Raw genomic sequence first — 26,436 nt, 5'->3', positions numbered from 1 at the left:
CCCGATCCGTCAGTCCAGGCGGGGCTGATCGCGGTCGGTGAGCTGGTCGCCGGTATCCCAGGACGGCCATTCGCCGCTCACCGAACCGGACCACTTGGGCTGGCGGCGGTCGCGCAGCGCGGCGATGCCCTCGCCGCCGTCGGCGGACCGAGCGACGAAACCGTTCAGATCCGTCTCCAGGCGGCCCACCGTCTCCGGGGTCATGCCCAGCCCCTCCCACAGCAGGCGCTTGGACAGCGCGGTCGGCAGCGGTGCCGATCCGTTCGCGATGTCGTGGGCGACGGCCAGCGCGGTGGGCAGCACCTCGCCGCCGGGCAGGCTGTTGTTGGCCAGGCCGATGGCGGCGGCCTCCTCGCCGTCGAAGGTGCGGCCGGTGAGCAGAATGTCGGCGGCATGGGCCATACCGATCAGGCGCGGCAGCGTCCAGTGCGCGTAGCCGTCGGCGACCGCGCCGCGACGCACCTGGTTCAGGCCGTACACGGCGTCGCGGGCGACGTAGCGCAGATCGCATTGCAGGGCGATCTCCAAGCCGATGCCCACGGCGTGGCCGTTCACCGCGGCGATCACCGGTTTGCGGATCCGGAACGGCGCGGGGTCGATGCTGCCGCTGACCTCACCGACCTTGGCCGACAGGTCCGCGCCCGCGCAGAACGCGGGCGGCGTACCCGTGATCACCACCGCGCCGATGGCGTCCTCGGTATCGCAGCGCCGCAGCGCCGCACCCAGTTCCGCGGCCATGGCAGGGGTGAGCGCATTCTGCTGGGCGGGCCGGTTGAGCGTCAGGACTGCGACCCCGCCCGATACATCGACATGCAGATCCGAACTCATGCAGGGATCCTACGTGGTGGGCATTTGCCTTCGCTGGGCTCCGAACGAGGCTTTCGCCCTCATCGCAGGATCTTGCGGCCGATCGCGTATTTGTGCACCTCGGTGGGGCCGTCGTAGAGGCGGAAGGCACGCATGTCGCGGAAGATCATCTCCACCACGGTCTCGTCGCTGATGCCGATGCCGCCGAGCACCTGGACGCAGCGGTCGGTGACCTTGAACAGTTCCTCGGAGACGTAGGACTTGGCGATGGAGCTCTCGTGGCGGGCCTTCTCGCCCTGGTCCATGAGCCAGCAGGCGTGCCAGATGGTGAGGCGGCACTGGTGCAGCGCGATCTCGTTGTCCGCCAGCATGAACGACACGCCCTGGTGTTCGCCGATGGGCTTGCCGAAGGCGGTGCGGGTCTTGGCGTAGTCCACGGCGATGGCCTGTGCGCGCTCGGCCGCGCCGAGCCAGCGCATGCAGTGGGTGAGCCGGGCGGGGGCCAGGCGCAGCTGGGCGTAGCGCAGGGCCTGACCGGTCTCGCCGAGCACGGCGTCGGAGGGCAGCGTCAGATTGTCGAAGCGCACCACCGCGTGGCCGCCGACGTAGTTGCGGTCCATGGTGTTCATGACCCGCTCGATGACGATGCCCGGGGTGTCGCCCTCGGCGAGGAACAGGGTCGGCCCCTCGGGCAGGTAGGGGTTGGCGGTCAGGCGCGCCATGATGATCCAGGTCTTCGCGCCGTCCGCGCCGGTGATCAGCCACTTGGTGCCGTTGACGGTGAAGTTCTCGCCGTCGAAGGTGGCCTCGGTGGCCAGCTGGTTCGGGTCCGAGCCCGCGCCGCCCGGTTCGGTCATGGCGAAGACGGAGCGCTGGTGGCCGTCGATGACCGGCCGCAGATAGCGCTCGGTCTGCTCGGGGTCGGCGACCTTGGAGAGCAGGAACATATTGCCCTCGTCGGGGGCGGCGCAGTTCATGGCGACCGGGCCGAGCGTCGACCACCCGGCCGCCTCGTAGAGCACCGCCTGCTCGATGTGCGAGAGCCCGCGCCCGCCCAGTTCGACCGGGGCCTGGATGGTGAGCAGCTTCTCGGCCCGAGCCAGCTCCACCAACTCCTGGCGCAGCTCGTCGGTGGGACCGTGCGCGGTCAGCCGCGGGTCGCGTTCGAAGGGCACGATCTTGTCGATGACGAACTGCCGTACCCGATCGCGTTCGGCGGCGAGCTCGGCAGGAATCGCGAAGTCGATCATCGTTGGTCACCATTCACTCTGGGATGCGTGAGCCCGAGCATACGACGACCCCTCCGCCAGACTGAAGGCACCCGCCCGCAGAATGCTCGATCGGTGAGCGCGGTGGCTACCGGGCGCGGTGCTCGTACAGCGCACCCGCCGCCACACCGAGCGCCATGCCGACACCGATCCCCAAGGCGAGATTGCCGGTCAGCAGACCGAAGGCCGCGCCCAAGCACAGGCCGAGAGACAACCCGAATGCCGTCCGGGTGCCCTGCGGGCGATTCGCGCCGTCACCGTTCTCGCTCATGTCCCGATTGTCCATGCCGTGATCATGATTCGGACGGGTCCAGAACGGCGCGGAGGAAGCGCTCGACCTCGGCGCGGTAGGCGGCGGGCTGATCGTCGTGCACCAGGTGACCGGCGTCGGGGATGACGATGTGGCGGGCGTTCGGGTGGACCGCGGCCATCTCCCGCATCTGGCCCGGCGGCGTGATGGTGTGCTCGCCCTCGATGAGCAGGGCCGGGACCGTGATCGAGCGCCACTCGGACCAGAAATCGCGACCGCCCCACTCCTCGGAGATGTCACGGAAGGTGTCGACCGCGCCGTGCAGGCGGTAGCCGTCGGGGCCGCGCGTGAAGGAGTTCATGAAGTAGCGACCGGCGACCGGCCCGAAGTGGTCGAGCATGGCGGCGTCGTCCGGGAACGGCTGCGGCCAAGCGGCGATCATGGCGGCCCAGTTCGCGGCGGTGCGCCCGCGGAAATCGGGGGCGATGTCCTCCACCACGAGCGCGCGTACCCGCTCGGGATGGGTCGCGGCGAAAACCCAGCCGTGCAGCGCGCCCATCGAATGCCCGATGACCACCATGGGCTCGGAAACCGGGGCGGTGGCGGCGGCCAGATCGGCCACGAACGCCTCGGTGGTGAGCTCCGCCGGTGCCGGACGGCCGTGCCCGGCGGCATCGAAGGTGTACACGTGCCCGAACTCGCGCAGCCAGTCCAGCTGACCCCGCCAGGTGCGGGCGCTGCCCATCAAACCGTGCAGCAGCAGGATCGGTGCCCCCGTGCCGCCTTCGTCGTACAACATCACCGCGACCATACGTGCCGGATCACGGGGGGGTGAACAAGCGCCGGACCCGACAGCTGTTTCGCGCGGCGCGGTAACTCGTCCGGCACGCCCGACACGGATTCGGCACAGGTCGCAGGCACGCGCGCGAAACGGTCAACGGCTCTCAGGCCGTGCGCTGAAGACACCGAGAGGGGACGGGCCTACTCTCGCGGTATGGCAGTCGTGAAGATCAATGCAATCGAGATCCCCGAGGGCGCGGGCCCGGAGCTGGAGAAGCGGTTCGCCGCGCGGGCGCACGCGGTGGAGAACTCACCGGGTTTCCTGGGATTCCAGCTGCTGCGGCCGACCGCCGGGGAGAACCGGTACTTCGTTGTCACGCAGTGGGATTCGGAGGAGTCCTTCGCGGCGTGGCGGGACGGCCCGGCGCGCGAGGCACATGCGGGCGAGGCACGCAAGCCGGTCGCCACCGGGGCCTCGCTGCTGGAGTTCGAGGTGGTGCTCGATGTGGCGGGCAAGAACGCCTGATCACACCCCCTGTTGACGGTCGGTCGGCGAGGATGCGACAGTTCTGGGTGAACAATGCGATGGTGACGCGTAACCCGGTGTGATTCCGGGGCGGTCGCGCCACTGTAATCCTCGCACCGAGCCTTCGAGGCGGGTGCCGGAGAGCCAGACACCGGCACCGTCGCACCCATCTCGACGGGGACGCGGAATCCCCGAAGGAGGCTCGAATGGCCATCGTCCACTCCCCCGGCCGGGCCGGTGACGCGCTCAACGCGTGGCTCGTCACGGCAGGCGTCGTCCTTCTCGCACTGCTCACGCTGTACCTGGTCGGCTTCGATCAGGGCGCGATCTCCCGCACCGGGATGTTCATGCACGAGCTCATGCACGACGGCCGACACCTGCTGGGCGTCCCATGCCACTGAGCGGTTCCCTGAAAACCCTCCTCCTACGGGGCCTGCTGGCCGGACTCATCGCGGGTCTGCTGGCGGGCACCGTCGGTTTCCTCATCGGGGAACCCAAGGTGGAGGCGGCCATCGCCATCGAGGAGGCCCAGGCCGCACAGTCGCACGGCGGCGGCGGCCATTCGCACGGTGACGAGGAGGAAGCACTCGTCAGCCGCACCGGCCAGAAGTTCGGACAGTTCCTCGCGCTCGGCCTGACCGGGATGGCATTGGGCGCGATCTACGCGGCCGTCGCCAATGTGGCGCGGCGGCATACGAATTCACCGGGACCGAGGCTGGCGCTCGGGCTGGCCGCCGGTGGCTGGCTGGCGATCGTCGCGGTGCCGTTCTTCAAGTATCCGGCCAATCCGCCCGCCGTGGGCGATCCGGAGACCATCAACGACCGCACCTGGCTGTGGGTCGCGGTGGTGCTGCTGGGGTTCGCGGCCGTCGGTGTCGCCGTGTACGTGTTCGAGCTGCTGCGGGGTCGGCTCGAAACGGTGCGGCTCATCGGCGCGACGGCGGCCTTCGTGGCCATTGTGGCCGTCGGCTATATCGCGCTGCCCGGTGTGAACGAGGTGGCCGACGATTTCCCGGCGTCGCTGCTGTGGGAGTTCCGGGTGGCGTCGCTGTCCGTGACCACCACACTGTGGGTGGTGCTCGGGCTGGCGTTCGCGGCCCTGACCGAATTCGCGAGCCGCGCTCAGGTTCGCGAGATCGCCGAGCCCGCCCGGTAATTCGAGGACCGGCGCGGACCGCCGGAGGTACGGCCGAGGGGCGATGTCCGAAGACATCGCCCCTCGGCGCGTACGGGCCGTTCAGGAGTCGAACGAGGCGGCCAGTTCGATGGTGTCCACACCGGCGAGCGCCTTGCTCACCGGGCAACCGGCCTTGGCCGCATTGGCAGCGGCGAGGAAACCGTCGGCGTCGATGCCCTCGGCCCGGCCGACGACGGTCAGCTTGATATTGGCGATCCGGAAACCGCCCGCCGGGTCCGGGCCCAGCGTCACATCGGCGGTGACGTCCAGGGCCTGCGGGGTGCCGCCGGCCCGGCCGATCTCGGCGGAGAGCGCCATGGCGTAGCAGGACGAGTGCGCGGCGGCGATCAGCTCCTCCGGGCTGGTGGTGCCGTCGGCGCTGTCGGCCGAGCGCTTCGGGAACGACACGTCGTACTTGCCGACGCCGGAGCTGCTCAGCTCGACCTGGCCCGAGCCGTCCTGCAGACCGCCGGTCCAGGCGGTACGCGCGGTACGTGTAGGCATCACTGTCCTTTCAGGATTCGAAGGCTTACGGGTTCGAACCTATACCGCTGTGCCGATTCGTGAGTCGGGGTAGGCGACGATCGTCGCGTTCACCCCGGATTCGTCACCCTGGCCAGCACGATGCCGCCGATGATGAGCGCCAGCGCGAGCATCCGGCCCACGCTGAGCGGGTCCTTCTGGATGAGCACACCCAGACCGATCGCGCCCACCGCGCCGATACCGGTGAAGATGGCGTACGAGGTGCCGACCGGCAGCGTCCGCATGGCGTAGGACAACAGCCAGACCGCGACCGCCATGAGCGCCAGGCAGATGAGGGTGGGCACCGGCCTGGTGAAGTTCTGCGTCGGTTTGATGGACTGCGACCAGGCGATCTCCACCAGTCCGGCCGCAACCAGTACCAGCCAGGCCATGTCAGTACTCCTTGCCGAGTCGGCGGGCGGTCGCCAGTGCGGCGGTGTAGGAGGCGTCGTGCTTGTCGCGCAGGTGCGCCAGCGCCGGGTCCTGGCGGGAGTTGGCCAGTTCGGCGGTGATGAACACGGCGTCTTCGACCGCGAAGTGGCCCGCGAAGAAGTCACGCAGGTAACGCTCCTGGTAGTCGAACCTCTCCTTGGGCGCACCCGGCGAGTACGCGCCGCCGCGGGCGGTGGCGACCACGAAGCGCCTGGGAGCCAAGGACATTCGCGGGAAGGTGATCTGGTCGAGCCAGGCCTTGAGGCTCGCCGGAATCGAATAGTTGTACATGGGCGTCCCGATCAGCACCACATCGGCGGCGCGCACCTCGGCGAGCAGCGGTTCGACGATCGCCCAGGCCGCGCGTTGTGCGGGCGTCTCCGCCAGCTCCGCGAGCCGGTCCAGATCGGTGTTGCCGTGCGCGAGTACGCGGTCGCAGAGCTCGGTCCAGCCCTCCCCGATGAACGGCGCCGGCTCGGCCGCGAGGTCGCGGTAGCGGTAGTCGCCGTCGGGGTGTTCGGCTCGCCAGGCGTCGGCGAAGGCGGCACCGAGTTCGCGGCTGATGGCGGTGCGGCGGGCGGAAGCGTCGAGGTGCAGTAGCGCGGGCATGATTTCCTACCTCCAAAGTGGACACTATGTCCGTTTGATTGGACACCAGGCCACAACCGGACGTTGTGTCCACTTATTCCGGAGGATACGGTGATCGGCATGAATCCAGCGGCCCGTGATCTGCTCGCCACCGCGACATCGGCATCCGCGCCGGTGGAACGTGCCGATGCCGCCCGCAACCGCGCCAAGATCCTGGCTGCGGCCGCCGGCCTCTTCGCCGACCGCGACCCACGTACGGTCACCATGGACGAGGTGGCCAAGGCCGCCGGAGTCGGCCGCGGCACGCTGTACCGCCGCTACCCGGACATCGGGTCCATCGCCGTCGCGCTGCTCGACGAGCACGAACGCGAACTGCAAGAGCAACTGCTGCGCGGGGAACCTCCACTGGGGCCGGGTGCCCCGCCCGCCGATCGGCTCGCGGCGTTCTACCGCGCCTTCGTCGATCTGCTGGACCGTCACGCCCACCTCGTCCTCGGCACCGAGACCGGCCGTGCGCGCTTCGAGACCGGCGCATACCGATTCTGGCGCGCCCACATTCGAGCGCTGCTGACGGAAGCCCGAGTGCCGGAACCCGATTCCCTCATCGAACCGCTGCTCGCGCCGCTGGCGGCCGAAATCTACCTGCACCAGCGGGAACTCGGGCTCGGCAGCGCGCAGATCACGGCGGCGCTGACCCGCATCGCCCACGCGATACTCACCTGACGCGACCTGGTCGCCGACTGCTGTCGGCGACCAGGTCGCGGCGCACTCCCCCGACGCGCTGCCTCACACCATGTCTCGGCGGCGCATGAGCCACGCCGTGCCGCCCGCGAAGACCACCGCGTACACCGCGAGGACGACGAACGACTCGGTGCGGGTCAGGATGTCCAGCACGCCGGGGGTCGCGGGTCCGTCGGCGGTGCGCATGGATCCGGCCAGTGAACCGGCGGCGGTGCCGGGCAGATAGTCGGTGATCGGCGCGATCGGATCGAAGATATTCGCCACGCCACGCAGCAGCGTCTCCACCACCAGCACCCAGACCAGGCCGAGACCGACCGCCAGGGCGGGACCGCGGGCGATCACGCCGATCAGCGCGCCCGCCAGGGTCCACATGCCCAGAATCGCGGAGCCGACAACGAGGCCGAGCAGGGTCCGGCCGACCGAGGGCAGCGTCGGCGACTGCGACTCGCTCGCGGCGATGAGCGCCGCCACCCCGGTATCGACGACGAAGGCGACGACGACCAGGGACAGCACGGTGACCGCCAGGCTCACCACCAGGCCGCCGACGGCGGCGACCCGCGAAGGCCCCTGGGTGAACACGGTTTTCCAACTTCCCCAGCCATACCCGCTGCCCACCGCCAGCGCGCCGAGCACCAGCATGAGCGCGCCGCCGAACATGGCCATGCCCTGGGTGAACACCTCGGGCACCGCGGCCGGCAGCAGCAACCGCAGCAGTTCCTCGCGCGGCTGCCCGCTGGGCGGGCCGCTACTGTCGCCGGTGGTGTAGGCCAGATAGTTGAACAGGTAGGCGAAGGTCAGGTTCAGCAGAATCCAGACGCCCAGCACGATCCAGTAGGCGGGCCACTTGCGCAGCCGCAAGAATTCGGCACGGGCACTTGCCAGCAGGGCATTCACGACGCTTGCTCCGTCATCTCGAAAAACACTTCTTCAAGGGACTTCTCATCGGTGCGCAGTTCCAGCAGATCCGCTCCGGCCGCGATGACCGCGCGTGCCACCGCCGGCGCCTTTGCCACACCGGCATCGACTCTGATGCCGGTGGCGGTCAGCAGCGCGGAGCGGTCACCCACCACCCGGCGCACCGCCGGGAAGGCGGTCTCCAGTGGCTCCGCGCGCAGGAAAAGGGTTGCCGCGCCCCGCAACTCGCGCACCGTGGACTCGGTCAGGAGCCTGCCCCGGGAGATGACGCCGACACGGTCGCAGATCTCCTGCACTTCGCTGAGCAGGTGAGACGACAGCACGACGGTGTGCCCGTCGGCGGCCAAACCGGTGATGAGCTCCCGCATCTCGGCCATACCGGCCGGATCGAGACCATTGGTGGGTTCGTCGAGGATCAACAGGTCGGGGCGGCCGAGCAGGGCGGCGGCGACACCGAGCCGCTGCTTCATGCCGAGCGAGTAGGTGCGGAACCTGTCATCGCCGCGGTCGGTCAGGCCCACCCGATCCAGCACCTCCGCCACGCCGCCGGATCCCGCACTCCCGCCGACTCCCCGGTAGCGGGCCAGTACGCGCAGATTGTCGCGTCCCGACAGATAGGGATAGAACCCCGGCCCCTCGATGAGGACGCCCATGCGGCGCAGCGCCGCCGGATCGCCGGGCGCACGGCCGAGCACGGTCGCGGTGCCGTCGGTGGGGCGGATGAGGCCCACCAGCATGCGCAGCGTCGTGGTCTTGCCCGCGCCGTTCGGGCCGAGGAAGCCGTAGATCTCGCCGCGGCGGACACTCATGTCGACGGCGTCCACGGCCGTGTGCGGGCCGTAGCGTTTGGTCAACCTCTCGGTGACCGCGATCGAATCGTTCATGGCTTCAAGAATCCGCCCTCGAGCTGCGGTGACACATCCGCTGCGGCGCGCGATACGGCATACGTACGCAGACGTATTTCCGGTCGGGAACCAGTCGGGAGGGTACGTAGCGGGCTACCGTGCAGAGGTGACCTCGAATGCGGCGGCGACCGAATCGCCCGATCAGCCGAGGCCGGAGGTGTCACCGATCGCCGCCGCCTGGGCACGCTGGACACGCCCGGAGGACACCGCCCGCTGGAATGCCGCGCTGGTGCTGGTGCTGGTGATCGTGCAGGTCGGTGCCGGGTATGCGGCGAACACACGCGGTGAGGCGCTGCGAGCGCTGGACCCGCTCGGCTGCGGACTGCTGATCGCCGGGCCGCTGCTGCTGCTGGCGCGGCGGCGGTACCCGCTGCCGGTGTTCTACACGGTCCTGGCCGTCACCGCCGCGTACCTGTTGTTCGGCTACGGGTACGGGCCGGTCTTCTTCGCCCTGATCGTCGCCTTCCTGACGGCGGGGCGCATCGGGTCACGGTGGTACTCCTATCCGTTCGTGGTCCCCGGTTATCTGCTGATGGTGTGGCCGGTGCCCGAGTGGCGGGGCTACACCGGCAATGCCTGGCAGCAGTTCGGACTGTTGGCCTGGTTGCTCGTGCTGGTCGCGCTCGCCGAGGCGCTGCGGCAGCGGCGGTCGGTGCTGGTGGCGCGCCGACAGCGGGCGGAGTCGGCGCGACGGCACGAGCAGGAGCAGCGGGCGCGGGAACTGGCCGAACGCGAACGGCGGGCCAGCGCCGAACGCCTGGAGATCGCCCGGGAACTGCACGATGTGCTCGCGCACAGTCTTTCGCTCATCAATGTGCAGTCGTCGGTGGCGCTGGAACTGCTCGACCGCAGACCCGAGCAGGCCGCGGAGGCGTTGTCGGCCATCAAGACCGCCAGCAGGGACGCGCTCGGCGAGGTGCACGCGCTGCTGCGATCGATCCGGTCCGGAGCAGGAGCCGCGCCCACCGCGCCGACCGTCGGCATCGCCGATCTGGACGGGCTCACCGAAGCGGCGCGCGCCGCCGGAATCCAGGTGCGCAGCAATGTGATCGGCACGCGACGGCGACTGCCCGCAGTGGTGGACGTGGCGGCGGCGCGCATCATCCAGGAATCGCTCACCAATGTGGTGCGCCACGCACCGGGCGCGGAAGTGCTCGTCACCGTGCATTATTCGCCCGAACAGCTGCACGTCACCGTCGACAACACTCGGCCCACCGCGCCCGCCGCGCTCAGTTCGCCCGGCGGCCACGGGATTTCGGGGATGACCGAGCGCGCCCACGCGCTGGGCGGCGAGCTGTCCGCCGGGCCCGACTCCGACGGCGGCTTCCACGTGGACGCCCGACTGCCGCTGCCCCGGGTGGAACAGCGGCCGAATACGCAACGCGCACAGGAGGTGCCGTGACCATCCGGGTGGTGATCGCCGACGACCAGGTGCTGGTGCGCGCCGGATTCGTGGCTCTGCTGAACGCACAGGACGATATCGAGGTGGTCGGCGAGGCCGACAACGGCGAGCAGGCCGTCCGGTTGGCCCGTGAGCTCACCCCCGATGTGGTGCTCATGGACATCCGGATGCCGGTGCTGGACGGGCTGGCGGCGACCCGGATCATCGCGGCCGACGAACGGCTCACCGAGGTGAAGGTGGTCGTGCTGACCACCTTCGAACTGGACGAATACGTCTTCGAGGCGATGCGGGCCGGGGCCACCGGCTTCCTGGTGAAGCACACCGAACCCGCGGACCTGGTGAAGGCGGTCCGGGTGGTGGCGGGCGGCGACGCGCTGCTCTCCCCGAGCGTCACCAAACGGCTGGTGGCCGAATTCGCCACCCACGCGAAACCGGCTCCGGCAGCGACGCTTTCGGAACTCACCGACCGTGAGCGCGAGGTGATGGCGCTGGTGGCGGAGGGGCTGACCAATGCCGAGATCGCCGAGCGGCTCTACATGAGCCCGGCCACCGCACGCACCCACGTCAGCCGGATCCTGGTCAAACTCGCGGCCCGCGACCGCACGCAACTGGTGGTCATCGCCTACGAGTCCGGACTGGTCCGGCCCGGCTGGCAGTAGCTCCCGACCGGTGCTCGCCCACCTTCGAAGCATCCGGGAGTAGTCCTCGAGGCGGAGGGGTCGGGGTGTGATTCCAGGGGAAACCCCGATACCGCCACCAGCGGTTTTCCGGCAGGGTCGAGGGTGAATACACAGGCCCACGGAACGGAGAGCGGACATGCTGGTGCCCGGGTTGACGGTCACGGCGATCGGGCTGGTGGTCGCGGTGGCGGCGGGCGTCGTGCTCGGGCACGGTCCCGTGGCGCGGTCCGTGGCGGGTGGGCTCATCGGCGGCTGGCTCGGCTTCGCGGCGGGCGCCGGGATCGGGTGGCTGGTCGATTCGGCGCTGCCCGCCCCGTACTACGGCACCATGTTCGGGCACGCCCTGGCGGTCCTCGGCGCGCTGGCCTTCGTGACCAGGCCGTTCCGGTCCGGGCAGGGCAGCCTCTCGGCGAACGGGCGCTGACGCCACGTCGCCCAACCGCCCCGATCCGACGCGACCAGCCGCATGGCCTCCCGATCCGACGCGACCGGTATCCGGGCCACCCGCACGGAATCAGCCGTACGCTGCTGGCTGGTCATGCCGGTGTCGGGTGGCGATGAGGGTAAGACCGTGGCGCAGACGGCGGAAGTAGGTGGCGCGGCTCAGGTGCAGCCGTGATGCCACCTGCACATGGGTCGCGGACGGACGGGTGTAGTAGGCCGCGAGGATGGTTCCCGCCTCCGCCGTGACGGGATCGGCGGCGGCGGCCAACTCCGCGATCATGGCGTGCAGCCAGCGGCGCAGCGCGGTGGCGGTCGGGGTGATCGGGGATGTCAGCAGTGGACTCGTGGCCAGTGCGGCTGGATCGTCGATGGCGTGCAGGGCGGCGGCGACGTCCTCGGGCGTCGGTGCGTCGGGTATCCCCGAGAACCGCTGCAACCAGTGCCGACCCGACCCGGCCGTGAAGTCGTTGCTGTACACCTCGGGGGCGCGGCCGGAGCGGTAGAGATCGTCCCGCAGCGGTCCGTGCGGATCGAAACGCAGCGCGCGCAACAGGTTCAGGTAGTCGGGGTTCGCGGTGGAGACCACCAGATCTCCGGCGCGCGTGCCCACGGCCAGGGTATGGCGCAGGATGCGGGCGTGCGCGGCCCGATCGGTCCCGAACGCCGCGCCCAGCAGCAGCCCGCCCCGGCGGTCGCCGATGATCGCATCCGAATGCTGTTGTAGCAGTGGCTCGATGCTGTCGGCGGTATGGTCCGCGATGGGCATGAGATTGGCCAGTCCGACCAAGCGGCCCTCCTCGTCGCGAACCAGGTGGAAGCTGCTGATGTCGGTCGCGGACCAGCCGTCGACGACGCGTTCGGCCCGGTCCGGGGCGAAACCGCTGCGGTGGCTCCACTGCCGCATGAGGCGGGCGATATCGTCGGCGTCCGCGGCGGTGGCCTGGTGGACGGGTCGGTTGCCGGGCACCGGCGGGAACAGTGTCGCGCGGACCGGCGCGGGCGCGGTCAGGAACAGCGCCTGCTCGGCCAGCGCCGCGCGGCGTTCGGCGTCGGCTTCCTCGCTCAGGCGGGCGAGTGCGCGAATCGCGATGCGGTCGCGCACCTTTCGGTGGCCGTCGGGCTGCCGCCACGCGTACGCGAGTTCGAGTATCTCCCGATACGGTTCGGCGATCGACAGGCCGAGCGGCCCGGGCACCACCACGCTGAGCCCGGACACCAGGGTGAACAGCTCCGGTCCGCCCGCCAACCCGGCCTCGTCGGCGCTTCCGGCGGTGGCCAGCAGCCGCAGCGCGTGCTGCCACCGGCGGCCCGGTGATTCCCGGCTCAGCCGCTCGAGCAGTTCCTGTGCGATCCGGTCGGCCAGCGCGCCCGGCACGGTCGGTGGAACGCCCGCCCGGAGGGCTCGCGCGGCCGCGTACACAACGAGCGGGATCCCGCCCGCTGTCCGCGTAACCCACGCGCGCACCGCCGGATCCGCGATCCCGGCGTCCCGTGCCGCATCATCGATGCGGGCATCCGGCAGCGGCCCGACCCGGATCGTCGCCATATCCAGCCCCGACCACACCGGATACGAGGCCAACGGTTTCCGGGTCACCACTACCACCTGCCCCGGATAGTGGTCCACGACCGCGCGAACCGTTCCGAGCCGCCCGGGAGCATCCGCCTCGTCGAGAACCAGCGCCGCACCGCCCATGCACGCCTCGCTCGCGATCACCGCACCGACAGTCCCCCGATGCACATCGGCCACCCCGTCACCGGCGGCTGGTGACGGCCGATCGGCGCGTTCACCGCCCCGGCGACCTGTACCCAGCGGCGGCGCTGCCGATCGGGCGGTCTCCGGCCGCACACCGGGTCTGGACGCGGTGCCCCGAGCGACCGCACTCTCGGCCGGTCGGTGCTCACCCGCGCCGTGCCCGGCAGCGGGATCGGCCAGCAAACCCGGTCCGTCGACGGTGGCGAGCGCGTCGACGCGTGTCGTGGTGGAAAGACTCTCGACCAGATGGGTTTTCCCGACACCGAGCGGTCCGCACACATTGATCAGGCGGTGTGTCGCCAGCGCCGTCGTGAGTTCGGCGAGTTGCGGCGGGTCCGCTGTCGCCGTCAACAGCTACTCCTCCGGTCGGTCTTCTGCCCGGCACTCTATCGGTAGATATGAGACCACGCTGAGACTCCTGGACGCTCGCCCACCGATAGCGTCGCCGACGCAGACCGAACAGGGAGGAATCACCCATGCAGTGGCGACAGAACGCGACCGCCCGCACGGCCCGAGCGGGCGCGCTGGTGGCGGTGGTGTGCGCGGCCGTGACCGGCTGTGCGGGCGGCGAGGACGACGCGGCGCCGACCACCACGACCACCGCGGCGACGGCCGCCACCACGATCACGACCACCGCCGCCACCGCCGGAGCGGGCAGCGGCTTCGATCCGGAGAGCGTCCCACTGTCCGATGCCGAGCTGGGCGAATTCCCCTACTTCGCCATTCCCGCCGGATTCGAGAACCCGGAAGCCCCGGAACCGATCGTCGAGAGCGACCGGGTACCGGTGTGGACCGGAGACCGGATCGAATGGGTGGTCGGTACGGTCCACCAGTCGCCGATCTACGCCACCGGCGACACCGAGTTCTCCAAGCTCGCGCTGCTGGCGGCGATCGACGCGGAGATCGGCGACGCGGGCGGGGTCCGGGTCACCGATTCCAGGATCCCGCAGGAGGTCCTCGATACCATCGACCGCGATGTGCGGGTGTCCTACAGCTCGGGTCTCGGCGATATCTACAACAGTGACGTGACGACCTATCTGGTGCGCCAGACCGACCGCCGCGTCTGGGTACACGTCACCTCGACCAGCGCGGGCGGCAACTGGATGATCGTGTCGGAGCCGATCGCCCCGGGCGGAAACTGAGTCGACGGCGCGAGATCGGCCCCGGCGCGGGCCGGAAACCGTACCCACATCGCGCGAAAGCCCCGCTCACCGTTCGAGGTGAGCGGGGCTTTCGAACCAACTGGTGCCGAAACCTACTCGCCGGAGGCGGCCGACGACTCGCCCGCGAGGGCGACGACCGGCTTCTCCTCGGCGGAGTCCTTCTTGGTCAGCTTCATCTTGCCGGTGAAGGTGAACTTGGCGTCCTCGCCCTGGCCTTCGCCGTCCCAGTTCTCGACGTCGACCAGCACGGTCTGACCCGCGCCCAGCTCGCCGAAGAGGATCTTCTCCGACAGCTGGTCCTCGATCTCGCGCTGGATGGTGCGACGCAGCGGACGGGCACCGAGCACCGGATCGAAACCGCGCTTGGCGAGCAGGCTCTTGGCCTTGTCGGTCAGCTCGATCGCCATGTCCTTGTTCTTCAGCTGCACGGCGACGCGGCTGATCATCAGGTCCACCATCTCGATGATCTGATCCTGGGTGAGCTGGTGGAAGACGATCACGTCGTCGATGCGGTTGAGGAACTCGGGGCGGAAATGCTTCTTCAGCTCGTCGTTGACCTTGAGCTTCATCCGCTCGTAGTTCGAGCCCTCGGAGTTGCTCTGCGCGAAGCCGAGGCCGACCGCCTTCGAGATGTCCTGCGTGCCGAGGTTCGAGGTGAAGATCAGCACCGTGTTCTTGAAGTCGACCGTGCGGCCCTGACCGTCGGTGAGACGGCCGTCCTCGAGCACCTGCAACAGGGTGTTGTAGATCTCCTGGTGGGCCTTCTCGATCTCGTCGAAGAGCACGACCGAGAACGGCTTGCGGCGCACCTTCTCGGTGAGCTGGCCGCCCTCCTCGTACCCGACGTAGCCCGGAGGGGCACCGAACAGGCGCGAGGCGGTGAAGCGGTCGTGGAACTCGCCCATATCGATCTGGATGAGCGCGTCGTCGTCGCCGAACAGGAAGTTCGCGAGCGCCTTGGACAGCTCGGTCTTACCGACACCGGACGGACCGGCGAAGATGAACGAGCCCGAGGGACGCTTGGGATCCTTCAGACCGGCACGGGTGCGGCGGATGGCCTTGGAGACGGCCTTGACCGCGTCCTCCTGGCCGATGATCCGCTTGTGCAGCTCGTCCTCCATGCGGAGCAGACGGGTGGTCTCCTCCTCGGTGAGCTTGAACACCGGGATACCGGTCCAGTTGGCCAGCACCTCCGCGATCTGCTCGTCGTCGACCTCGGCCACGACGTCCAGATCGCCGGAGCGCCACTGCTTCTCACGCTCACCGCGCTTGGCGACGAGCTGCTTCTCCTTGTCGCGCAGGCGCGCGGCCTTCTCGAAGTCCTGCGCGTCGATGGCGCTTTCCTTCTCGCGGCGGGCGTCGGCGATCTTGTCGTCGAATTCGCGCAGGTCCGGCGGCGCGGTCATGCGACGGATGCGCATGCGCGCACCGGCCTCGTCGATGAGGTCGATCGCCTTGTCCGGCAGGAACCGGTCGTTGATGTACCGGTCCGCGAGGGTCGCCGCGGCCACCAGCGCACCGTCGGTGATGGACACCCGGTGGTGCGCCTCGTAGCGGTCGCGCAGACCCTTGAGGATGTTGATGGTGTGCTCGACGGTCGGCTCGCCCACCTGCACCGGCTGGAAGCGGCGCTCCAGCGCGGCGTCCTTCTCGATGTACTTGCGGTACTCGTCGAGGGTGGTCGCGCCGATGGTCTGGAGTTCACCGCGGGCCAGCTTGGGCTTGAGGATGGAGGCCGCGTCGATGGCGCCCTCGGCCGCGCCCGCACCCACCAGGGTGTGCAGCTCGTCGATGAACAGGATGATGTCGCCGCGGGTGTTGATCTCCTTGAGCACCTTCTTCAGGCGCTCCTCGAAATCACCGCGGTAGCGGCTGCCCGCGACCAGGGAACCCAGGTCGAGGGTGTAGAGCTGCTTGTCCTTCAGCGTCTCCGGCACCTCGCCGTTGACGATGGCCTGGGCGAGGCCCTCCACGACGGCGGTCTTGCCGACGCCGGGCTCACCGATCAGGACCGGGTTGTTCTTGGTACGGCGGCTGAGCACCTGCATGACGCGCTCGATTTCCTTCGAGCGGCCGATGACCGGGTCCAACTTGCCCTCGAGGGCGGCCTGGGTCAGGTTGCGGCCGAACTGGTCGAGCACCAGCGAGGTGGACGGGGTGCCCGCCTCACCGCGGGTGCCGGATTCCACCGGCTCCTTGCCCTGGTATCCGGACAGCAGCTGGATGACCTGCTGGCGCACCCGGTTGAGGTCAGCGCCCAGCTTGACCAGCACCTGCGCCGCGACGCCCTCACCCTCGCGGATCAGGCCGAGCAGAATGTGCTCGGTGCCGATGTAGTTGTGGCCGAGCTGCAGTGCCTCGCGCAGCGACAGCTCCAGCACCTTCTTGGCACGCGGGGTGAAGGGGATGTGACCGGACGGGGCCTGCTGGCCCTGGCCGATGATCTCCTCGACCTGACTGCGCACACCCTCGAGCGAAATGCCCAGCGACTCCAGGGACTTCGCCGCGACACCCTCGCCCTCGTGGATCAGACCCAGCAGGATGTGCTCGGTGCCGATGTAGTTGTGGTTGAGCATCCGGGCCTCTTCTTGGGCCAGGACAACGACACGCCTCGCGCGGTCGGTGAACCTCTCGAACATCGCTCCCTCACTCTCCTGCTCCGCTATCTACGGCGTCCGGCGCTTCAGTGTTCGACTGAAGGCCAGCCTGCCATGAAGCCCTGGGGTTGCATCCCCCTGGCCTCCACTCTAGTTGCCAGGGGTTCCGCCCGTCGTCCGTCCACCCTATTGCGAACCGGCGACAGTACGACTCATTCCCTCATAACGGGGTGGTACCCGGGTTCGTTTCCGGCCCGGCTACGCCCAGAGCGAACATACGAACTAACTGCCCGTCAGCGGGGGGATCAAACCGCATGGAACGTTACGGAGCTGCGTCGGATCGAGCGCGTTGAGCGCGAAGGCCGCGGTGCGCGAACTCCCGGCTATCGCCATGTGATCGGAGAAGTCGGTGGGACAGCCGTCCTGCACCAGGATATTCGTGGCGTTCGGACCGGGCACGAGGGCGACCGAGGGGAACACGCCCTCGTCGTAGGAGGTCGCGATATTGGTGTAGGTGACCGAAGGGTGGTACACGCCATCGGCGTTGAGCGCGTCCAAGAACGTCGAACCGCCCAGCATCTGCGGGCACGCCTGGCACACCAGGCCCATGGCGGCCATCTTGTCGACGCTGTCGGCGTCCACGCCCAGTTCACGGCCGAAGGCCCGGATGACCCGCATCTGATCGCCGAACAGCCCCCGCCACGGCGGTGCGATCCCGACGAACTTGTCCACCGTGCCCGCGCCGCCGAGCCGCTTGATGTAGTAGTTGCCGACGATATTGCCCTGCGAGTGCGCGACGAAGTCGACCCGCGCGGCGCCGGTTGCGGCGAGCACGCGGTCCACGAAGGCGCCCACCTGCGCGGCGCTCTCCGGCAGCGGCCGCATCCCGCCCATGGCCGACAGCGGCCACGGCACGTCCAGGCTGCCGTAGGTCAGTGCGTAGACGCAGTAGCCCTCGTTGGCCAGCAGCGGGACGTACGCGCCCCAGTTGGTCTGCGCGCCGCCCGCGGTGCCGTGCAGCAGCACCACCGGGTTCGGGTGCGCCGCAGTGGGTTCGCAGTTCCAGTCGTTGGAACCGGGTAGTGCGCCGCCGGGAACGGCGAGTTCGTTGGGGATGCCCGCGAAGAAGTTGTAGACCACCGGGTACTCGGCCCGGGCGGGTGTGCTCGCGGCGGTCCACAGCGCGGCCAGCACGGCCATGATCAGCAGTGTTCCCGGCGAGCGCCGGAACAGGGTGCGGCGCATATCCCCTCCAAAACTAGAACGTGTTCCGGGAAATGTAACCGGAACACGTTCTAGATCACGGCGGAAACGGCGAGAAACTAGCCGACCTGCTGCGGCGTGTATGAGACAGTTCCGGCCCTCGACGGCGTCGCCTCGGCCTCACCGTGCTGCTGCCCCGCTACGAACAACGCGCCCAGCAGCACCAGGAAGGCCAGGGTGTGCAGCACCGCGCGCACGATATTCCAACGGACCCAGGCGGATTCGAACTGCGCCCGGACCGCCGCCAGATCGGCGATGCCCGCCGGATCACCGGCCGCCGCCAGCTGGTTGTTGAGCGGAACGTTGAAACCGGCGGTCACTCCGAAGGCGAGCACATTGAGCACCAGGGCGATCACGATCCAGAGCAGCACCGTCCGGAGATCCTTGCCCAGGTGCACGGCCGCGGCCAGGGCGGTGAAGCCGACCGTGCCCATGAAGGCGATCATGAACCACGGATTGATGATGACCACGTTGATCTTCTGCATCACGTCGACCACGGTGCGGTCGTCGCTGCGGCCCAGCGCCGGCATGACCGAGTTGGCATACGCGTAGAACAGCCCCGCGATCAGGCCGGTGGACAGGGTCGCCGCCACCAGAGCGGCAATGCGAAGCGCGAACATGGGAACTCTCCTGACTGGGGCGGATTCCTAGGAATCCGAATCGCTACGCCCCTAGTCAAGCCGCTCCGGGCGCCGGTCTCCATGGCCGAAGCTCTCGCGGACATCCGCGGGAGTCCACCGGGGACGCGCGCTACAGATCCCGGTCGGAGATGACGCCGCTCTGCATGGCCAGACCCGCGAGGCGGACGCGCTTCTGATTCTGCGGCAGATCCTCCACGCCGAACTTGGCGAACAGCGCGCGCAGATGCGTCTTGATGGCGTCCACGCTGAGGAACAGCTCCGCGGCGATCTGCTGATTCGAGGCCGGCGTCGCGAAGCCCGCATTGTTCTTGTACGGGCGGCACAGCGCGACCAGGACCGCGCGCTGGGTCTCGGTGAGCGAGCGCAGCGTGGGCAGCGAGCCCGTGGAGGTCTGGGTGATATCCCCGGAGGCCCCGGTGAAGTCGTGGAAGGTGACCCGCGTGGTACCCATCCGGATGACGTCACCGGGCGCGAGGCGGTGGCGGCCCACCAGTCGGTCACCGTTGACGAACGTGCCGTTGCGGGAAAGCCCGTCGTCGACAATGGTCCAGTGCGCGCCCAGGTATTCGACGGTGGCGTGCAGGCGGGAGACCTCGACGTCCCAGGAGAGGGCGAGGTCGGCCTGCGGCGAGCGGCCGATGGTGACGCGGGGGCGGTCCGGGGCCAGCATCAGCTCGTGCTGATGGCCCTGGTGATCCTTGACCCGCAGGAATGAGCCCTGGAATGCGGTCACTGCGCCGTTACCTCATCTCTCCACCCAGCCAGTGACGTCGTTCGCACACAGTCAATGGTGCCGTGCGGACTCGGCCCGAGCAAGATCGTGCTTCCGAGATGGGCAGCCAGCACCCATGACCGGTTATGCGTAAAGCGTATGAATAAAAACTACCGCCGCCCGGGCTCGCACGAACACCCGAGCGACGGTCGCTAATACAACTACTTCGCGGCGGCCTTGTTGTAAGCCTCGGTGATGTCCGCGGAGATACGTCCGCGAGCCGACACCTTGTGCCCATTCCGGCGCGCCCATTCCCGAATCGCCGCACTTTGTTCACGATCGATGGAAACCCGGCTCTTCGGACCCGCGGTGGCGCCCGCGGCAGCCTTGGTGCGACGGCGACCGCTCACCTTGCGGGCGGCGGCAACCCAGGTCTCCAAACCGTCACGCAGCTTGGCCGCATTATCCGACGACAGGTCGATCTCGTACGACACCCCATCGATAGCGAACTCGATGGTCTCGTCCGCGATGGACTCACCGTCGACATCGTCGATCAGGCTAACGGTGACCTTCTTTGCCATGAGATGAACGTCCTCTCGAAATCGTGCGACCCTGCAAACCAGGCCGATTACCCGAAGTCAGAATACCGCTGAATTCCGATACTCCCGAAGTGGGTATCGGCAATGCAATCCGGCGCACTCAGCGAGCCGACGGACGCACAATTGGAAAGAGTATCGTTTCTCGGATTCCCAAGCCAGTCAGCGCCATGAGCAACCGATCGATTCCCATACCGGTTCCGGTCGTAGGCGGCATACCGTGCTCCATCGCGGCCAGGAAGTCCTCGTCCAGCCGCATCGCCTCATCATCACCGGCGGCGGCCAAACGCGCTTGATCGACGAAGCGTTCCCGCTGGATCACCGGATCAACGAGTTCGGAATAGCCGGTTGCGAGCTCGAAGCCACGGACGTATAGATCCCACTTTTCGGTAACCCCGTGTTTGCTGCGATGCTGACGTGTCAACGGAGAGGTCTCCACCGGGAAGTCGCGCACGAAAGTCGGCGCATAGAGCTTGTCCCCGTAGACGTGCTCCCACAGTTCCTCGACCAGTTTGCCGTGGCCGTACCCCTTACCCTCGGGAATTTCCAGACCGACCCGATCGGCCAGGGCCAGCAATTCCTCGACGGTCGTTTCCGGAGTCACCTCGACACCGATCGACTCCGACAGCGACGGGTACATCTCGACGGTGGTCCACTCACCCGACAGGTCGTATTCCGTGCCATCGGCAAGGGTTACCACCTGGGTGCCGTAGACCTCCTGTGCGACTTCCTGGATCAATTCCCGCATCATCGTCGCGGAATCGTCGTAGGTGCCGTACGCCTCGTAGGTTTCCAGCATTGCGAACTCCGGCGAATGGGTGGAGTCCGCACCCTCGTTGCGGAAGTTGCGGTTGATCTCGAAGACCTTCTCCAGGCCGCCGACCACACAGCGCTTCAGGAACAGCTCCGGCGCGATGCGCAGGTAGAGGTCCAGGTCGAGGGCGTTGGAGTGGGTGACGAACGGGCGCGCCGCCGCACCGCCGTGCAACGTCTGCAGCATCGGCGTCTCGACTTCGAGGAAGCCCCGGCGCTCCAGGGCGTTGCGCAGGGCGCGTACCGCGGCCACCCGGGTACGGGCCATCTCGCGCGCCTCCGGGCGCACGATCAGATCCACGTAGCGCTGGCGGACGCGCGACTCCTCGTTCATCTCCTTGTGCGCCACCGGGAGCGGGCGCAGGGCCTTGGCCGCCATCGCCCAGGAATCGGCCATCACGCTCAATTCGCCACTGCGCGAAGCGATCACCTCGCCGTGCACGGAAACGAAGTCGCCGAGGTCCACATCGGCCTTCCAGGCGGCGAGGGATTCCGCGCCGACCCCGTTGAGGCTGATCATGGCCTGCAGTTTGGTGCCGTCACCCTCCTGCAGCGTGGCGAAGCACAGTTTGCCGGTATTGCGCATGAATATGACGCGGCCGACAATCCCGACCATGAGACCGGTCTGGGTGTCCGGCGCGAGATCCGGGTAAGCGGTACGAATTTCGGCGAGCGCGTGCGTGCGCTCGACCACCACCGGATACGCCTCCCGCCCCTCGGCGAGCAGGCGCTCCCGCTTCTCCTGGCGAATCCGCATCTGCTCGGGAACATCGTGTTCCACGGCCGCACGCGCGGCGGCGGCCTTGGCCTGCCCGGAGGCGGCCGAGTCGGCGGTACCGGAAGAAGAGGGATTGGGGGTGCTCACGGAGCACCACCCTATCGTGCGGCGGAAATCGTTTTTCTCCCCGCCCGACCGTTCGCCGGGCATAACGATACGGCCACGATCGGCCTACGATCGCGGATATCGAATTAGAGCCACGCGAGGGTGGCGACCTCGCGCTGGAAGTGCGGCGCGGCCGCCGCCACGGTGAGCAGTCCGGCCGCTTTCAGCGCCTGATATCCGCCCACCAGATCGGTGGCGCGATGCAATCCCAACTGCTGCAGCGAGGCAGCGGCGAGGCTCGAGGTGTAGCCCTCCGAGCAGACGACGATCCATTCCACGTCGTGGTCGGTGGCCAGCGCCAGCCGCGCGGAGCTGGCCGGGTCGAGCCGCCACTCCAGCACATTGCGCTCGATGACCAGGGCCCCCGGAATGGTGCCCTCCTTGATGCGCTGCGCCTGGGGGCGAATGTCGACCAGGATCGCGCCCCGCCCGACGGCCTGCGGCAGTTCGAAGGCGTAGACACGCCGCAGGCGACCGCGCGCCTGCTCGAGCATGCCGTCGATAGTCAAGTGGCTCATTCCAGTTCACCTTCGGGCTGGTCGGTGAGGACGGTGTGGGTGCGTTTGAGGGTGCCGTGGCCGGTGACGTCGTAATAGGACATGGCCGACAGCGGTGGGGAGTAGGCGTGCACGCTGAGCGTGGGGTTCAGCGGGCCGACGTCGCCCGCCTCGGCATCGTCGGCACGCACCACGTCGTGCACCCAGCCGAGCGGGAAGGACGCCTGATCGCCGGCGGTGAGGATGCGGCGGCGCAGGTCGGAGCCGTTCCACCGGAACTCCGCGAGCGCGCCGGAGAGCACCGTCAGCGCGCCCAGCGAACCGGCGTGGTCGTGCAACCGGGTGGATTTCTCGGCCACCCAGCTGATGAGCCAGACATCCACCTCGTCGTCGGCGAGCAGCCGCACCGCCCAGCGGTTCTCCGTGGGCCACAGGCCGTTCTCCGGCAGCAGGTGGTCGTAGCGGCCCGCCAGCACGTCCTCGGCGCCCTCGTCGGTCAGACGCAGCAGGTCGGCGGGTCGCAGGCGGGTCGGCAGGGCGGAGGCGGTGGCGCGCTCGGTCACCTCGGGCAGCAGCGCCTCGGTGCGGGTGCGCACGGCGGAATTCGACAGGGATAGTGCAGAGGAACGCATGAGCGAAACTCCAGGAATGTGTGGTTGGTCGAGGGGCTATCGGAAGCCTCGACGACAGCCGAGGCGAATCAGCCTCGACAACACTCCTGGGTGCTCACACGGAAATACACGAGCGAGAGTCTAACAGCGGATTCCCGCGAAGCAACAGACGGCCGGGGAGACGACTGCGTCACGTTCCGGCCGATCGGTCCGTTATCGGCGGCGTTGCTGGTTGCGTTCGTACACCAGCCGCAGCCCCGCCAGGGTCAGATGCGGTTCGTGGTGTTCGATGGTCTCCGATTCCGGCACGATGAGCGGCGCGGAAGCGCCCGTGGCCACCACGGCCACGTCGTCACCGGCGAACGCGTCGAACTCGTCGCGAATACGGTCGATCAGCCCGTCCACCAGGCCCGCGAAACCGAAAATCGCGCCCGACTGCATGCACTCCATACTGTTCTTGCCCACCACCGAGCGCGGGCGCGCCAGTTCCGCACGCCGCAGGGCACTGCGCTCCACCAGCGCCTCGGTGGAGATTTCCACCCCCGGGGCGATGATGCCGCCCAGGAATTCCCCCTTGGCGGAAACCAGGTCCACGCAGATGGCGGTGCCGAAATCCACCACGATCGCCGGGGAGGAGAAACGGTGATACGCGGCAAGGCAATTCACGATGCGGTCCGCGCCGACCTCTTTCGGATTGTCGACCAGCAACGGAATTCCCGTTCGCACACCGGGTTCCACGACGACATGGGAGACATGACCCCAGTAGCGGGACAGCATCTCGCGCAGTTCCCGCAAAACCGGCGGCACCGTCGACAATGCCGAAACACCGGTCACCTGTTCGGCGTCCGCGCCGATCAGACCGCGCACCTGCAATGCGAACTCGTCCGCGGTGAACAGCGGATTAGTGTGCATCCGCCAGTGCCGCACCAGTTTCGAATGGTCACCGCCGCCGGAGAACAGGCCCAGCTCGATCGAGGTGTTGCGAACGTCGATGGTCAGCAGCATGGCCGCACCCGCGGTCAGGCGAACGACAGCGAGCGCGGCGAGGTCAGGCCGGAGCCCTCCGGCGCGTGCGCCGGATCCGAACCCAGCTCCACCTGCCGGTTGCGGTCGTCCACGAACACCACGCGGGGTTCGTAGCCCTTCAGCTCCTGCTCGTCCATCATGCCGTAGGCGATCAGGATGACCAGATCGCCGGGCTGGACGAGATGCGCTGCGGCCCCGTTGATTCCGATCACGCCGGAACCGCGCTCACCCGCGATCACGTAGGTCTCGAGGCGAGCGCCGTTGGTGATGTCGACGATGCAGACCTGCTCACCCTCGAGCAGATCGGCGGCGTCGAGCAGATCCTGATCGACCGTCACCGAACCGACGTAGTGCAGATCGGCGTGAGTCACCGTGGCGCGGTGGATCTTCGACTTCATCATGGTGCGCAACATCGTCGTCGCCCTTCCTAGAGAGATGCCTGGGCAGGCTGGTCGGGGGTGGTCGGGTGGCCGTCGATCGGAATGCCGATGGTGACGGGCATATTGTCGATGAGCCGGGTGCTGCCGATCCGGGCGGCGATCAGCAGGCGGGCATTGCCCTCCGCGCGAACCGGGCCGAGATCGGAGCCGCGCAGCTCCAGGTAGTCGAGCTCGATGACCGGAGCCTCGGCCAGCACCATGCGGGCGGCCTCGAGGACCTTGTCCGCACCCAGGCCCGCGGCGTGGCGGCCCGCGGCCAGGGCGGCCGAGAGCACCGTGGCCAGCTCACGCTGCTCCGGATCGAGGTAGCGGTTGCGTGAGGACAGCGCCAGGCCGTCGTGCTCGCGGACGGTGGCGACCGGCACGATCTTCAGGCTCATGTTCAGATCGCGCACCATCTGGCGGATGAGCGTCAGCTGCTGGTAGTCCTTCTCGCCGAAGAACGCCTCGTGCGGGTCGGTGATATTGAACAGCTTGGCGACCACGGTGAGGACGCCCGCGAAATGGCCGGGACGGACCGCGCCCTCGAGTTCGTCGCCGAGCGGGCCGGGGTGCACGGTGGTGCGCGGGCCCTCGGGGTACATGTCATTGGCGCTGGGCGCGAAGACCAGCTCGACGCCCTCCGCGCGCAACAGCTCCACATCGGCGTCGAGGGTGCGCGGGTACTTGTCCAGATCCTCGTTCGCCCCGAACTGCAAGGGATTCACGAAGATCGAGACGATGATGGTCTGGTTGGTGCGCTTGGCGCGACGCACCAGTTCCAGATGCCCCTCGTGCAGTGCCCCCATGGTCGGCACCAGCGCGATCCGGCGGCCCACCTGGCGCAGCGCATGGGAGACCTTGCTCATGATCGCCGGATCGTGCAGCACGGTGAGTTCACCGCGCTTGTAGGTGCCACGCAGCGTGGGATCCATCAGTTGCCTTCCTTCGCCTGGTCGGAGCCCTCGGCGGCATCACGCCGATCGCTCGGGGATGCCAGCAGTTCGAGCAGCGCCGGATTGGTGCGGGCACGCTGGGCGGTGCGCAGCGAGAGCGCGCGATAGCCCGCGGCCAGTTCCGCGTCGGTGGACTCGAGTGCGTTCAGATGCGCGGCCACGGCGTCCACATCACCGCGAGCCACCGGACCGGTCAGCGCGGACGGCCCGCGGCGCAGGGCATTGTCCAGAGCGGCCGAGGCCAGCGGGGCCAGCACGCGTTCGGCGAGGCCGCCCGGCTGGTCGTCGACGAGCTGCTGGCCCAGCAGGCCGGGACCGGCGAGCGCGGCGCGCAAAGCCTCCACCGCGTCCAGAATCAACGTAACCAGGTGATTGCTGCCGTGGGCCAGGGCCGCGTGGTATAGCGTGCGGTGCTCCTCGGCGACCCGCACCGGTTCGCCGCCCATCTCGATCACCAGCGACTGGGCGATGGCATAGCCGATATCGTCCGCGGCGGTGATGCCGAAGCAGGCGTTGCCGAGCCGGGACACATCCTCGTCATGCCCGGTGAACGTCATGGCCGGGTGAATGGCCAGCGGTAGCGCGCCGCGTGCGGTCAAGGGGGCCAGCACGCCGATACCGTTCGCGCCCGAGGTGTGCGCCACGATGGTGCCGGGCCGCACCGCGTCCGCCGTCGCCAACCCCGAAACCAGACCGGCCAGCTCACTGTCCGGTACGGCCAGTAGCAGCAGTTCGGCGCGACGCGCCACCTCCTCGGCCGGCAGAATCTCCGAATCCGGCAGCCGGGTCCGGGCACGATACACCGAGGCGTCCGAGATACCGGATACACCGAACACCACATGACCGGCACGCTCCAGTGCCGCACCCAACGCGGACCCGACGCGTCCCGCCGAGACGATTCCCACCGTCAACCGTGCAGGCGCAGGGTCGGTCCCGCAGACAGCCTTGTCCGAGGTCACCCTTGTCCTCTCGAAAGTGCCGTTCCAGTCCCGCGCTACGCGGGTACCGGACGTTACGCCGACGAGAATATCGGTGCCGATTCGCGGCGGCCACGAACTGTGGGAAGTGC

30 protein-coding genes are annotated in these 26,436 nt (G+C 68.5%); 8 read left to right on the top strand and 22 right to left on the bottom strand.

Features of this window, described 5'->3' with window-relative positions; genetic code table 11:
• Positions 1-9: 9 nt before the first annotated feature.
• The 4 genes from ON31_RS02960 to ON31_RS02945 all read right to left on the bottom strand — a co-directional run bounded on the left by ON31_RS02960 (position 10) and on the right by ON31_RS02945 (position 3,124).
• Positions 10-828, bottom strand: coding sequence for an enoyl-CoA hydratase/isomerase family protein (locus ON31_RS02960; protein ID WP_039808979.1), 819 nt, complete (start codon positions 826-828; stop codon positions 10-12).
• Positions 829-887: 59 nt separating this feature from the next.
• Positions 888-2,057: an acyl-CoA dehydrogenase family protein gene (locus ON31_RS02955; protein ID WP_039808977.1), complete on the bottom strand. Its 1,170-nt coding sequence runs from the start codon at positions 2,055-2,057 to the stop codon at positions 888-890.
• 106 nt (positions 2,058-2,163) lie between these two features.
• Positions 2,164-2,346, bottom strand: a complete 183-nt coding sequence (locus ON31_RS02950; RefSeq protein WP_081592190.1) for a glycine zipper domain-containing protein — start codon at positions 2,344-2,346, stop codon at positions 2,164-2,166.
• Positions 2,347-2,368: 22 nt separating this feature from the next.
• The gene (locus ON31_RS02945) at positions 2,369-3,124 is read right to left on the bottom strand and encodes an alpha/beta fold hydrolase (protein WP_039809135.1); all 756 of its coding nucleotides are present in this window, start codon (positions 3,122-3,124) and stop codon (positions 2,369-2,371) included.
• Positions 3,125-3,319: 195 nt separating this feature from the next.
• Here ON31_RS02945 and ON31_RS02940 point away from each other — a divergent pair, with 195 nt between their 5' ends.
• The 3 genes from ON31_RS02940 (at position 3,320) to ON31_RS02930 (ending at position 4,787) form a co-directional block, all read left to right on the top strand.
• Entirely contained in the window at positions 3,320-3,631 is a 312-nt protein-coding gene (locus ON31_RS02940; protein ID WP_029925234.1) for an antibiotic biosynthesis monooxygenase family protein, read from the top strand.
• Positions 3,632-3,837: 206 nt separating this feature from the next.
• Positions 3,838-4,032 carry a CbtB domain-containing protein gene (locus ON31_RS02935; RefSeq protein WP_029925233.1) on the top strand — a complete coding sequence of 65 codons (195 nt, stop codon included), beginning with the start codon at positions 3,838-3,840 and terminating at the stop codon, positions 4,030-4,032.
• Entirely contained in the window at positions 4,023-4,787 is a 765-nt protein-coding gene (locus ON31_RS02930; RefSeq protein ID WP_039808973.1) for a CbtA family protein, read from the top strand. Before ON31_RS02935 ends, ON31_RS02930 begins: the two co-directional genes overlap by 10 nt.
• A gap of 81 nt (positions 4,788-4,868) precedes the next feature.
• On the opposite strand, the gene ON31_RS02925 is transcribed toward ON31_RS02930, so the two are convergent.
• The 3 genes from ON31_RS02925 to ON31_RS02915 form a co-directional block, all read right to left on the bottom strand.
• Positions 4,869-5,312 (bottom strand): OsmC family peroxiredoxin, encoded by a 444-nt coding sequence (locus ON31_RS02925; protein WP_029925229.1) that lies wholly within the window; start codon positions 5,310-5,312, stop codon positions 4,869-4,871.
• Between the two features lie 89 nt (positions 5,313-5,401).
• Positions 5,402-5,722, bottom strand: a complete 321-nt coding sequence (locus ON31_RS02920) for a DMT family transporter (RefSeq protein WP_039808971.1) — start codon at positions 5,720-5,722, stop codon at positions 5,402-5,404.
• A 1-nt stretch (position 5,723) separates the two neighbouring features.
• A complete protein-coding gene (locus tag ON31_RS02915) occupies positions 5,724-6,371 on the bottom strand; it encodes an FMN-dependent NADH-azoreductase (RefSeq protein ID WP_039808969.1) in 648 nt (215 codons plus the stop codon).
• Between the two features lie 99 nt (positions 6,372-6,470).
• Between ON31_RS02915 and ON31_RS02910 the strand changes: the two genes are divergently transcribed.
• Positions 6,471-7,073 (top strand): TetR/AcrR family transcriptional regulator, encoded by a 603-nt coding sequence (locus ON31_RS02910; protein ID WP_051036767.1) that lies wholly within the window; start codon positions 6,471-6,473, stop codon positions 7,071-7,073.
• A 63-nt stretch (positions 7,074-7,136) separates the two neighbouring features.
• On the opposite strand, the gene ON31_RS02905 is transcribed toward ON31_RS02910, so the two are convergent.
• Entirely contained in the window at positions 7,137-7,985 is an 849-nt protein-coding gene (locus ON31_RS02905; protein WP_039808967.1) for an ABC-2 transporter permease, read from the bottom strand.
• Positions 7,982-8,890 (bottom strand): ABC transporter ATP-binding protein, encoded by a 909-nt coding sequence (locus ON31_RS02900; RefSeq protein WP_039808965.1) that lies wholly within the window; start codon positions 8,888-8,890, stop codon positions 7,982-7,984. The genes ON31_RS02905 and ON31_RS02900 overlap by 4 nt, the downstream gene beginning before the upstream one ends.
• Before the next feature lie 127 nt (positions 8,891-9,017).
• On the opposite strand from ON31_RS02900, the gene ON31_RS02895 reads away from it, so the two are divergent.
• The 3 genes from ON31_RS02895 (at position 9,018) to ON31_RS02885 (ending at position 11,417) form a co-directional block, all read left to right on the top strand.
• Entirely contained in the window at positions 9,018-10,313 is a 1,296-nt protein-coding gene (locus ON31_RS02895; protein WP_039808963.1) for a sensor histidine kinase, read from the top strand.
• Positions 10,310-10,972 carry a response regulator transcription factor gene (locus ON31_RS02890; protein WP_039808961.1) on the top strand — a complete coding sequence of 221 codons (663 nt, stop codon included), beginning with the start codon at positions 10,310-10,312 and terminating at the stop codon, positions 10,970-10,972. Before ON31_RS02895 ends, ON31_RS02890 begins: the two co-directional genes overlap by 4 nt.
• A 157-nt stretch (positions 10,973-11,129) precedes the next feature.
• Positions 11,130-11,417 (top strand): hypothetical protein, encoded by a 288-nt coding sequence (locus tag ON31_RS02885; protein ID WP_039808959.1) that lies wholly within the window; start codon positions 11,130-11,132, stop codon positions 11,415-11,417.
• A 90-nt stretch (positions 11,418-11,507) separates the two neighbouring features.
• On the opposite strand, the gene ON31_RS02880 is transcribed toward ON31_RS02885, so the two are convergent.
• Entirely contained in the window at positions 11,508-13,541 is a 2,034-nt protein-coding gene (locus ON31_RS02880) for a hypothetical protein (protein ID WP_051036739.1), read from the bottom strand.
• Positions 13,542-13,666: 125 nt separating this feature from the next.
• On the opposite strand from ON31_RS02880, the gene ON31_RS02875 reads away from it, so the two are divergent.
• Positions 13,667-14,332, top strand: a complete 666-nt coding sequence (locus ON31_RS02875) for a hypothetical protein (RefSeq protein ID WP_039808957.1) — start codon at positions 13,667-13,669, stop codon at positions 14,330-14,332.
• A gap of 113 nt (positions 14,333-14,445) precedes the next feature.
• Here ON31_RS02875 and ON31_RS02870 read toward each other — a convergent pair whose 3' ends face one another.
• The 12 genes from ON31_RS02870 to ON31_RS02815 all read right to left on the bottom strand — a co-directional run bounded on the left by ON31_RS02870 (position 14,446) and on the right by ON31_RS02815 (position 26,326).
• A complete protein-coding gene (locus tag ON31_RS02870; protein ID WP_039808955.1) occupies positions 14,446-16,992 on the bottom strand; it encodes an ATP-dependent Clp protease ATP-binding subunit in 2,547 nt (848 codons plus the stop codon).
• A 240-nt stretch (positions 16,993-17,232) separates the two neighbouring features.
• On the bottom strand, positions 17,233-18,195 hold the full coding sequence (locus tag ON31_RS02865) for an esterase/lipase family protein (protein ID WP_051036737.1): 963 nt from the start codon (positions 18,193-18,195) through the stop codon (positions 17,233-17,235).
• 77 nt (positions 18,196-18,272) lie between these two features.
• The gene (locus ON31_RS02860) at positions 18,273-18,833 is read right to left on the bottom strand and encodes an anthrone oxygenase family protein (protein ID WP_039808953.1); all 561 of its coding nucleotides are present in this window, start codon (positions 18,831-18,833) and stop codon (positions 18,273-18,275) included.
• 130 nt (positions 18,834-18,963) lie between these two features.
• A complete protein-coding gene (locus ON31_RS02855; protein WP_051036735.1) occupies positions 18,964-19,587 on the bottom strand; it encodes an FHA domain-containing protein in 624 nt (207 codons plus the stop codon).
• 200 nt (positions 19,588-19,787) lie between these two features.
• Positions 19,788-20,147, bottom strand: a complete 360-nt coding sequence (locus tag ON31_RS02850) for a histone-like nucleoid-structuring protein Lsr2 (RefSeq protein ID WP_029925210.1) — start codon at positions 20,145-20,147, stop codon at positions 19,788-19,790.
• Between the two features lie 118 nt (positions 20,148-20,265).
• The gene (gene lysS, locus ON31_RS02845) at positions 20,266-21,732 is read right to left on the bottom strand and encodes a lysine--tRNA ligase (protein ID WP_051036763.1); all 1,467 of its coding nucleotides are present in this window, start codon (positions 21,730-21,732) and stop codon (positions 20,266-20,268) included.
• Positions 21,733-21,944: 212 nt separating this feature from the next.
• On the bottom strand, positions 21,945-22,376 hold the full coding sequence (locus tag ON31_RS02840; RefSeq protein ID WP_029925207.1) for a rhodanese-like domain-containing protein: 432 nt from the start codon (positions 22,374-22,376) through the stop codon (positions 21,945-21,947).
• Positions 22,373-22,987 carry a cupin domain-containing protein gene (locus ON31_RS02835; protein ID WP_051036733.1) on the bottom strand — a complete coding sequence of 205 codons (615 nt, stop codon included), beginning with the start codon at positions 22,985-22,987 and terminating at the stop codon, positions 22,373-22,375. The genes ON31_RS02840 and ON31_RS02835 overlap by 4 nt, the downstream gene beginning before the upstream one ends.
• 192 nt (positions 22,988-23,179) lie before the next feature.
• Positions 23,180-23,971, bottom strand: coding sequence for a type III pantothenate kinase (locus ON31_RS02830; protein WP_029925204.1), 792 nt, complete (start codon positions 23,969-23,971; stop codon positions 23,180-23,182).
• Between the two features lie 14 nt (positions 23,972-23,985).
• Positions 23,986-24,405: an aspartate 1-decarboxylase gene (panD, locus tag ON31_RS02825; RefSeq protein WP_029925203.1), complete on the bottom strand. Its 420-nt coding sequence runs from the start codon at positions 24,403-24,405 to the stop codon at positions 23,986-23,988.
• Between the two features lie 14 nt (positions 24,406-24,419).
• A complete protein-coding gene (panC, locus tag ON31_RS02820; RefSeq protein WP_039808951.1) occupies positions 24,420-25,346 on the bottom strand; it encodes a pantoate--beta-alanine ligase in 927 nt (308 codons plus the stop codon).
• A complete protein-coding gene (locus tag ON31_RS02815) occupies positions 25,346-26,326 on the bottom strand; it encodes a Rossmann-like and DUF2520 domain-containing protein (protein WP_051036732.1) in 981 nt (326 codons plus the stop codon). The genes panC and ON31_RS02815 overlap by 1 nt, the downstream gene beginning before the upstream one ends.
• Positions 26,327-26,436 lie beyond the last annotated feature (110 nt).

Origin of the sequence: Nocardia otitidiscaviarum NBRC 14405, from assembly GCF_000308635.1 — a bacterium.
Lineage (GTDB): Bacteria > Actinomycetota > Actinomycetes > Mycobacteriales > Mycobacteriaceae > Nocardia > Nocardia otitidiscaviarum.
The sequence above is the reverse complement of the archived record's forward strand: the minus strand, read 5'-3'. Positions and strand labels throughout refer to the sequence as shown.

Coding starts and splice junctions, on each gene's coding strand:
- ON31_RS02960 (WP_039808979.1), bottom strand. CDS start 828: ATGAGTTCGGATCTGCATGTCGATGTATCGGGCGGGGTCGCAGTCCTG.
- ON31_RS02955 (WP_039808977.1), bottom strand. CDS start 2,057: ATGATCGACTTCGCGATTCCTGCCGAGCTCGCCGCCGAACGCGATCGG.
- ON31_RS02950 (WP_081592190.1), bottom strand. CDS start 2,346: ATGAGCGAGAACGGTGACGGCGCGAATCGCCCGCAGGGCACCCGGACG.
- ON31_RS02945 (WP_039809135.1), bottom strand. CDS start 3,124: ATGTTGTACGACGAAGGCGGCACGGGGGCACCGATCCTGCTGCTGCAC.
- ON31_RS02940 (WP_029925234.1), top strand. CDS start 3,320: ATGGCAGTCGTGAAGATCAATGCAATCGAGATCCCCGAGGGCGCGGGC.
- ON31_RS02935 (WP_029925233.1), top strand. CDS start 3,838: ATGGCCATCGTCCACTCCCCCGGCCGGGCCGGTGACGCGCTCAACGCG.
- ON31_RS02930 (WP_039808973.1), top strand. CDS start 4,023: ATGCCACTGAGCGGTTCCCTGAAAACCCTCCTCCTACGGGGCCTGCTG.
- ON31_RS02925 (WP_029925229.1), bottom strand. CDS start 5,312: ATGCCTACACGTACCGCGCGTACCGCCTGGACCGGCGGTCTGCAGGAC.
- ON31_RS02920 (WP_039808971.1), bottom strand. CDS start 5,722: ATGGCCTGGCTGGTACTGGTTGCGGCCGGACTGGTGGAGATCGCCTGG.
- ON31_RS02915 (WP_039808969.1), bottom strand. CDS start 6,371: ATGCCCGCGCTACTGCACCTCGACGCTTCCGCCCGCCGCACCGCCATC.
- ON31_RS02910 (WP_051036767.1), top strand. CDS start 6,471: ATGAATCCAGCGGCCCGTGATCTGCTCGCCACCGCGACATCGGCATCC.
- ON31_RS02900 (WP_039808965.1), bottom strand. CDS start 8,890: ATGAACGATTCGATCGCGGTCACCGAGAGGTTGACCAAACGCTACGGC.
- ON31_RS02885 (WP_039808959.1), top strand. CDS start 11,130: ATGCTGGTGCCCGGGTTGACGGTCACGGCGATCGGGCTGGTGGTCGCG.
- ON31_RS02875 (WP_039808957.1), top strand. CDS start 13,667: ATGCAGTGGCGACAGAACGCGACCGCCCGCACGGCCCGAGCGGGCGCG.
- ON31_RS02870 (WP_039808955.1), bottom strand. CDS start 16,992: ATGTTCGAGAGGTTCACCGACCGCGCGAGGCGTGTCGTTGTCCTGGCC.
- ON31_RS02865 (WP_051036737.1), bottom strand. CDS start 18,195: ATGCGCCGCACCCTGTTCCGGCGCTCGCCGGGAACACTGCTGATCATG.
- ON31_RS02860 (WP_039808953.1), bottom strand. CDS start 18,833: ATGTTCGCGCTTCGCATTGCCGCTCTGGTGGCGGCGACCCTGTCCACC.
- ON31_RS02850 (WP_029925210.1), bottom strand. CDS start 20,147: ATGGCAAAGAAGGTCACCGTTAGCCTGATCGACGATGTCGACGGTGAG.
- lysS (WP_051036763.1), bottom strand. CDS start 21,732: ATGCGGATTCGCCAGGAGAAGCGGGAGCGCCTGCTCGCCGAGGGGCGG.
- ON31_RS02840 (WP_029925207.1), bottom strand. CDS start 22,376: ATGAGCCACTTGACTATCGACGGCATGCTCGAGCAGGCGCGCGGTCGC.
- ON31_RS02835 (WP_051036733.1), bottom strand. CDS start 22,987: ATGCGTTCCTCTGCACTATCCCTGTCGAATTCCGCCGTGCGCACCCGC.
- ON31_RS02830 (WP_029925204.1), bottom strand. CDS start 23,971: ATGCTGCTGACCATCGACGTTCGCAACACCTCGATCGAGCTGGGCCTG.
- panD (WP_029925203.1), bottom strand. CDS start 24,405: ATGTTGCGCACCATGATGAAGTCGAAGATCCACCGCGCCACGGTGACT.
- panC (WP_039808951.1), bottom strand. CDS start 25,346: ATGGATCCCACGCTGCGTGGCACCTACAAGCGCGGTGAACTCACCGTG.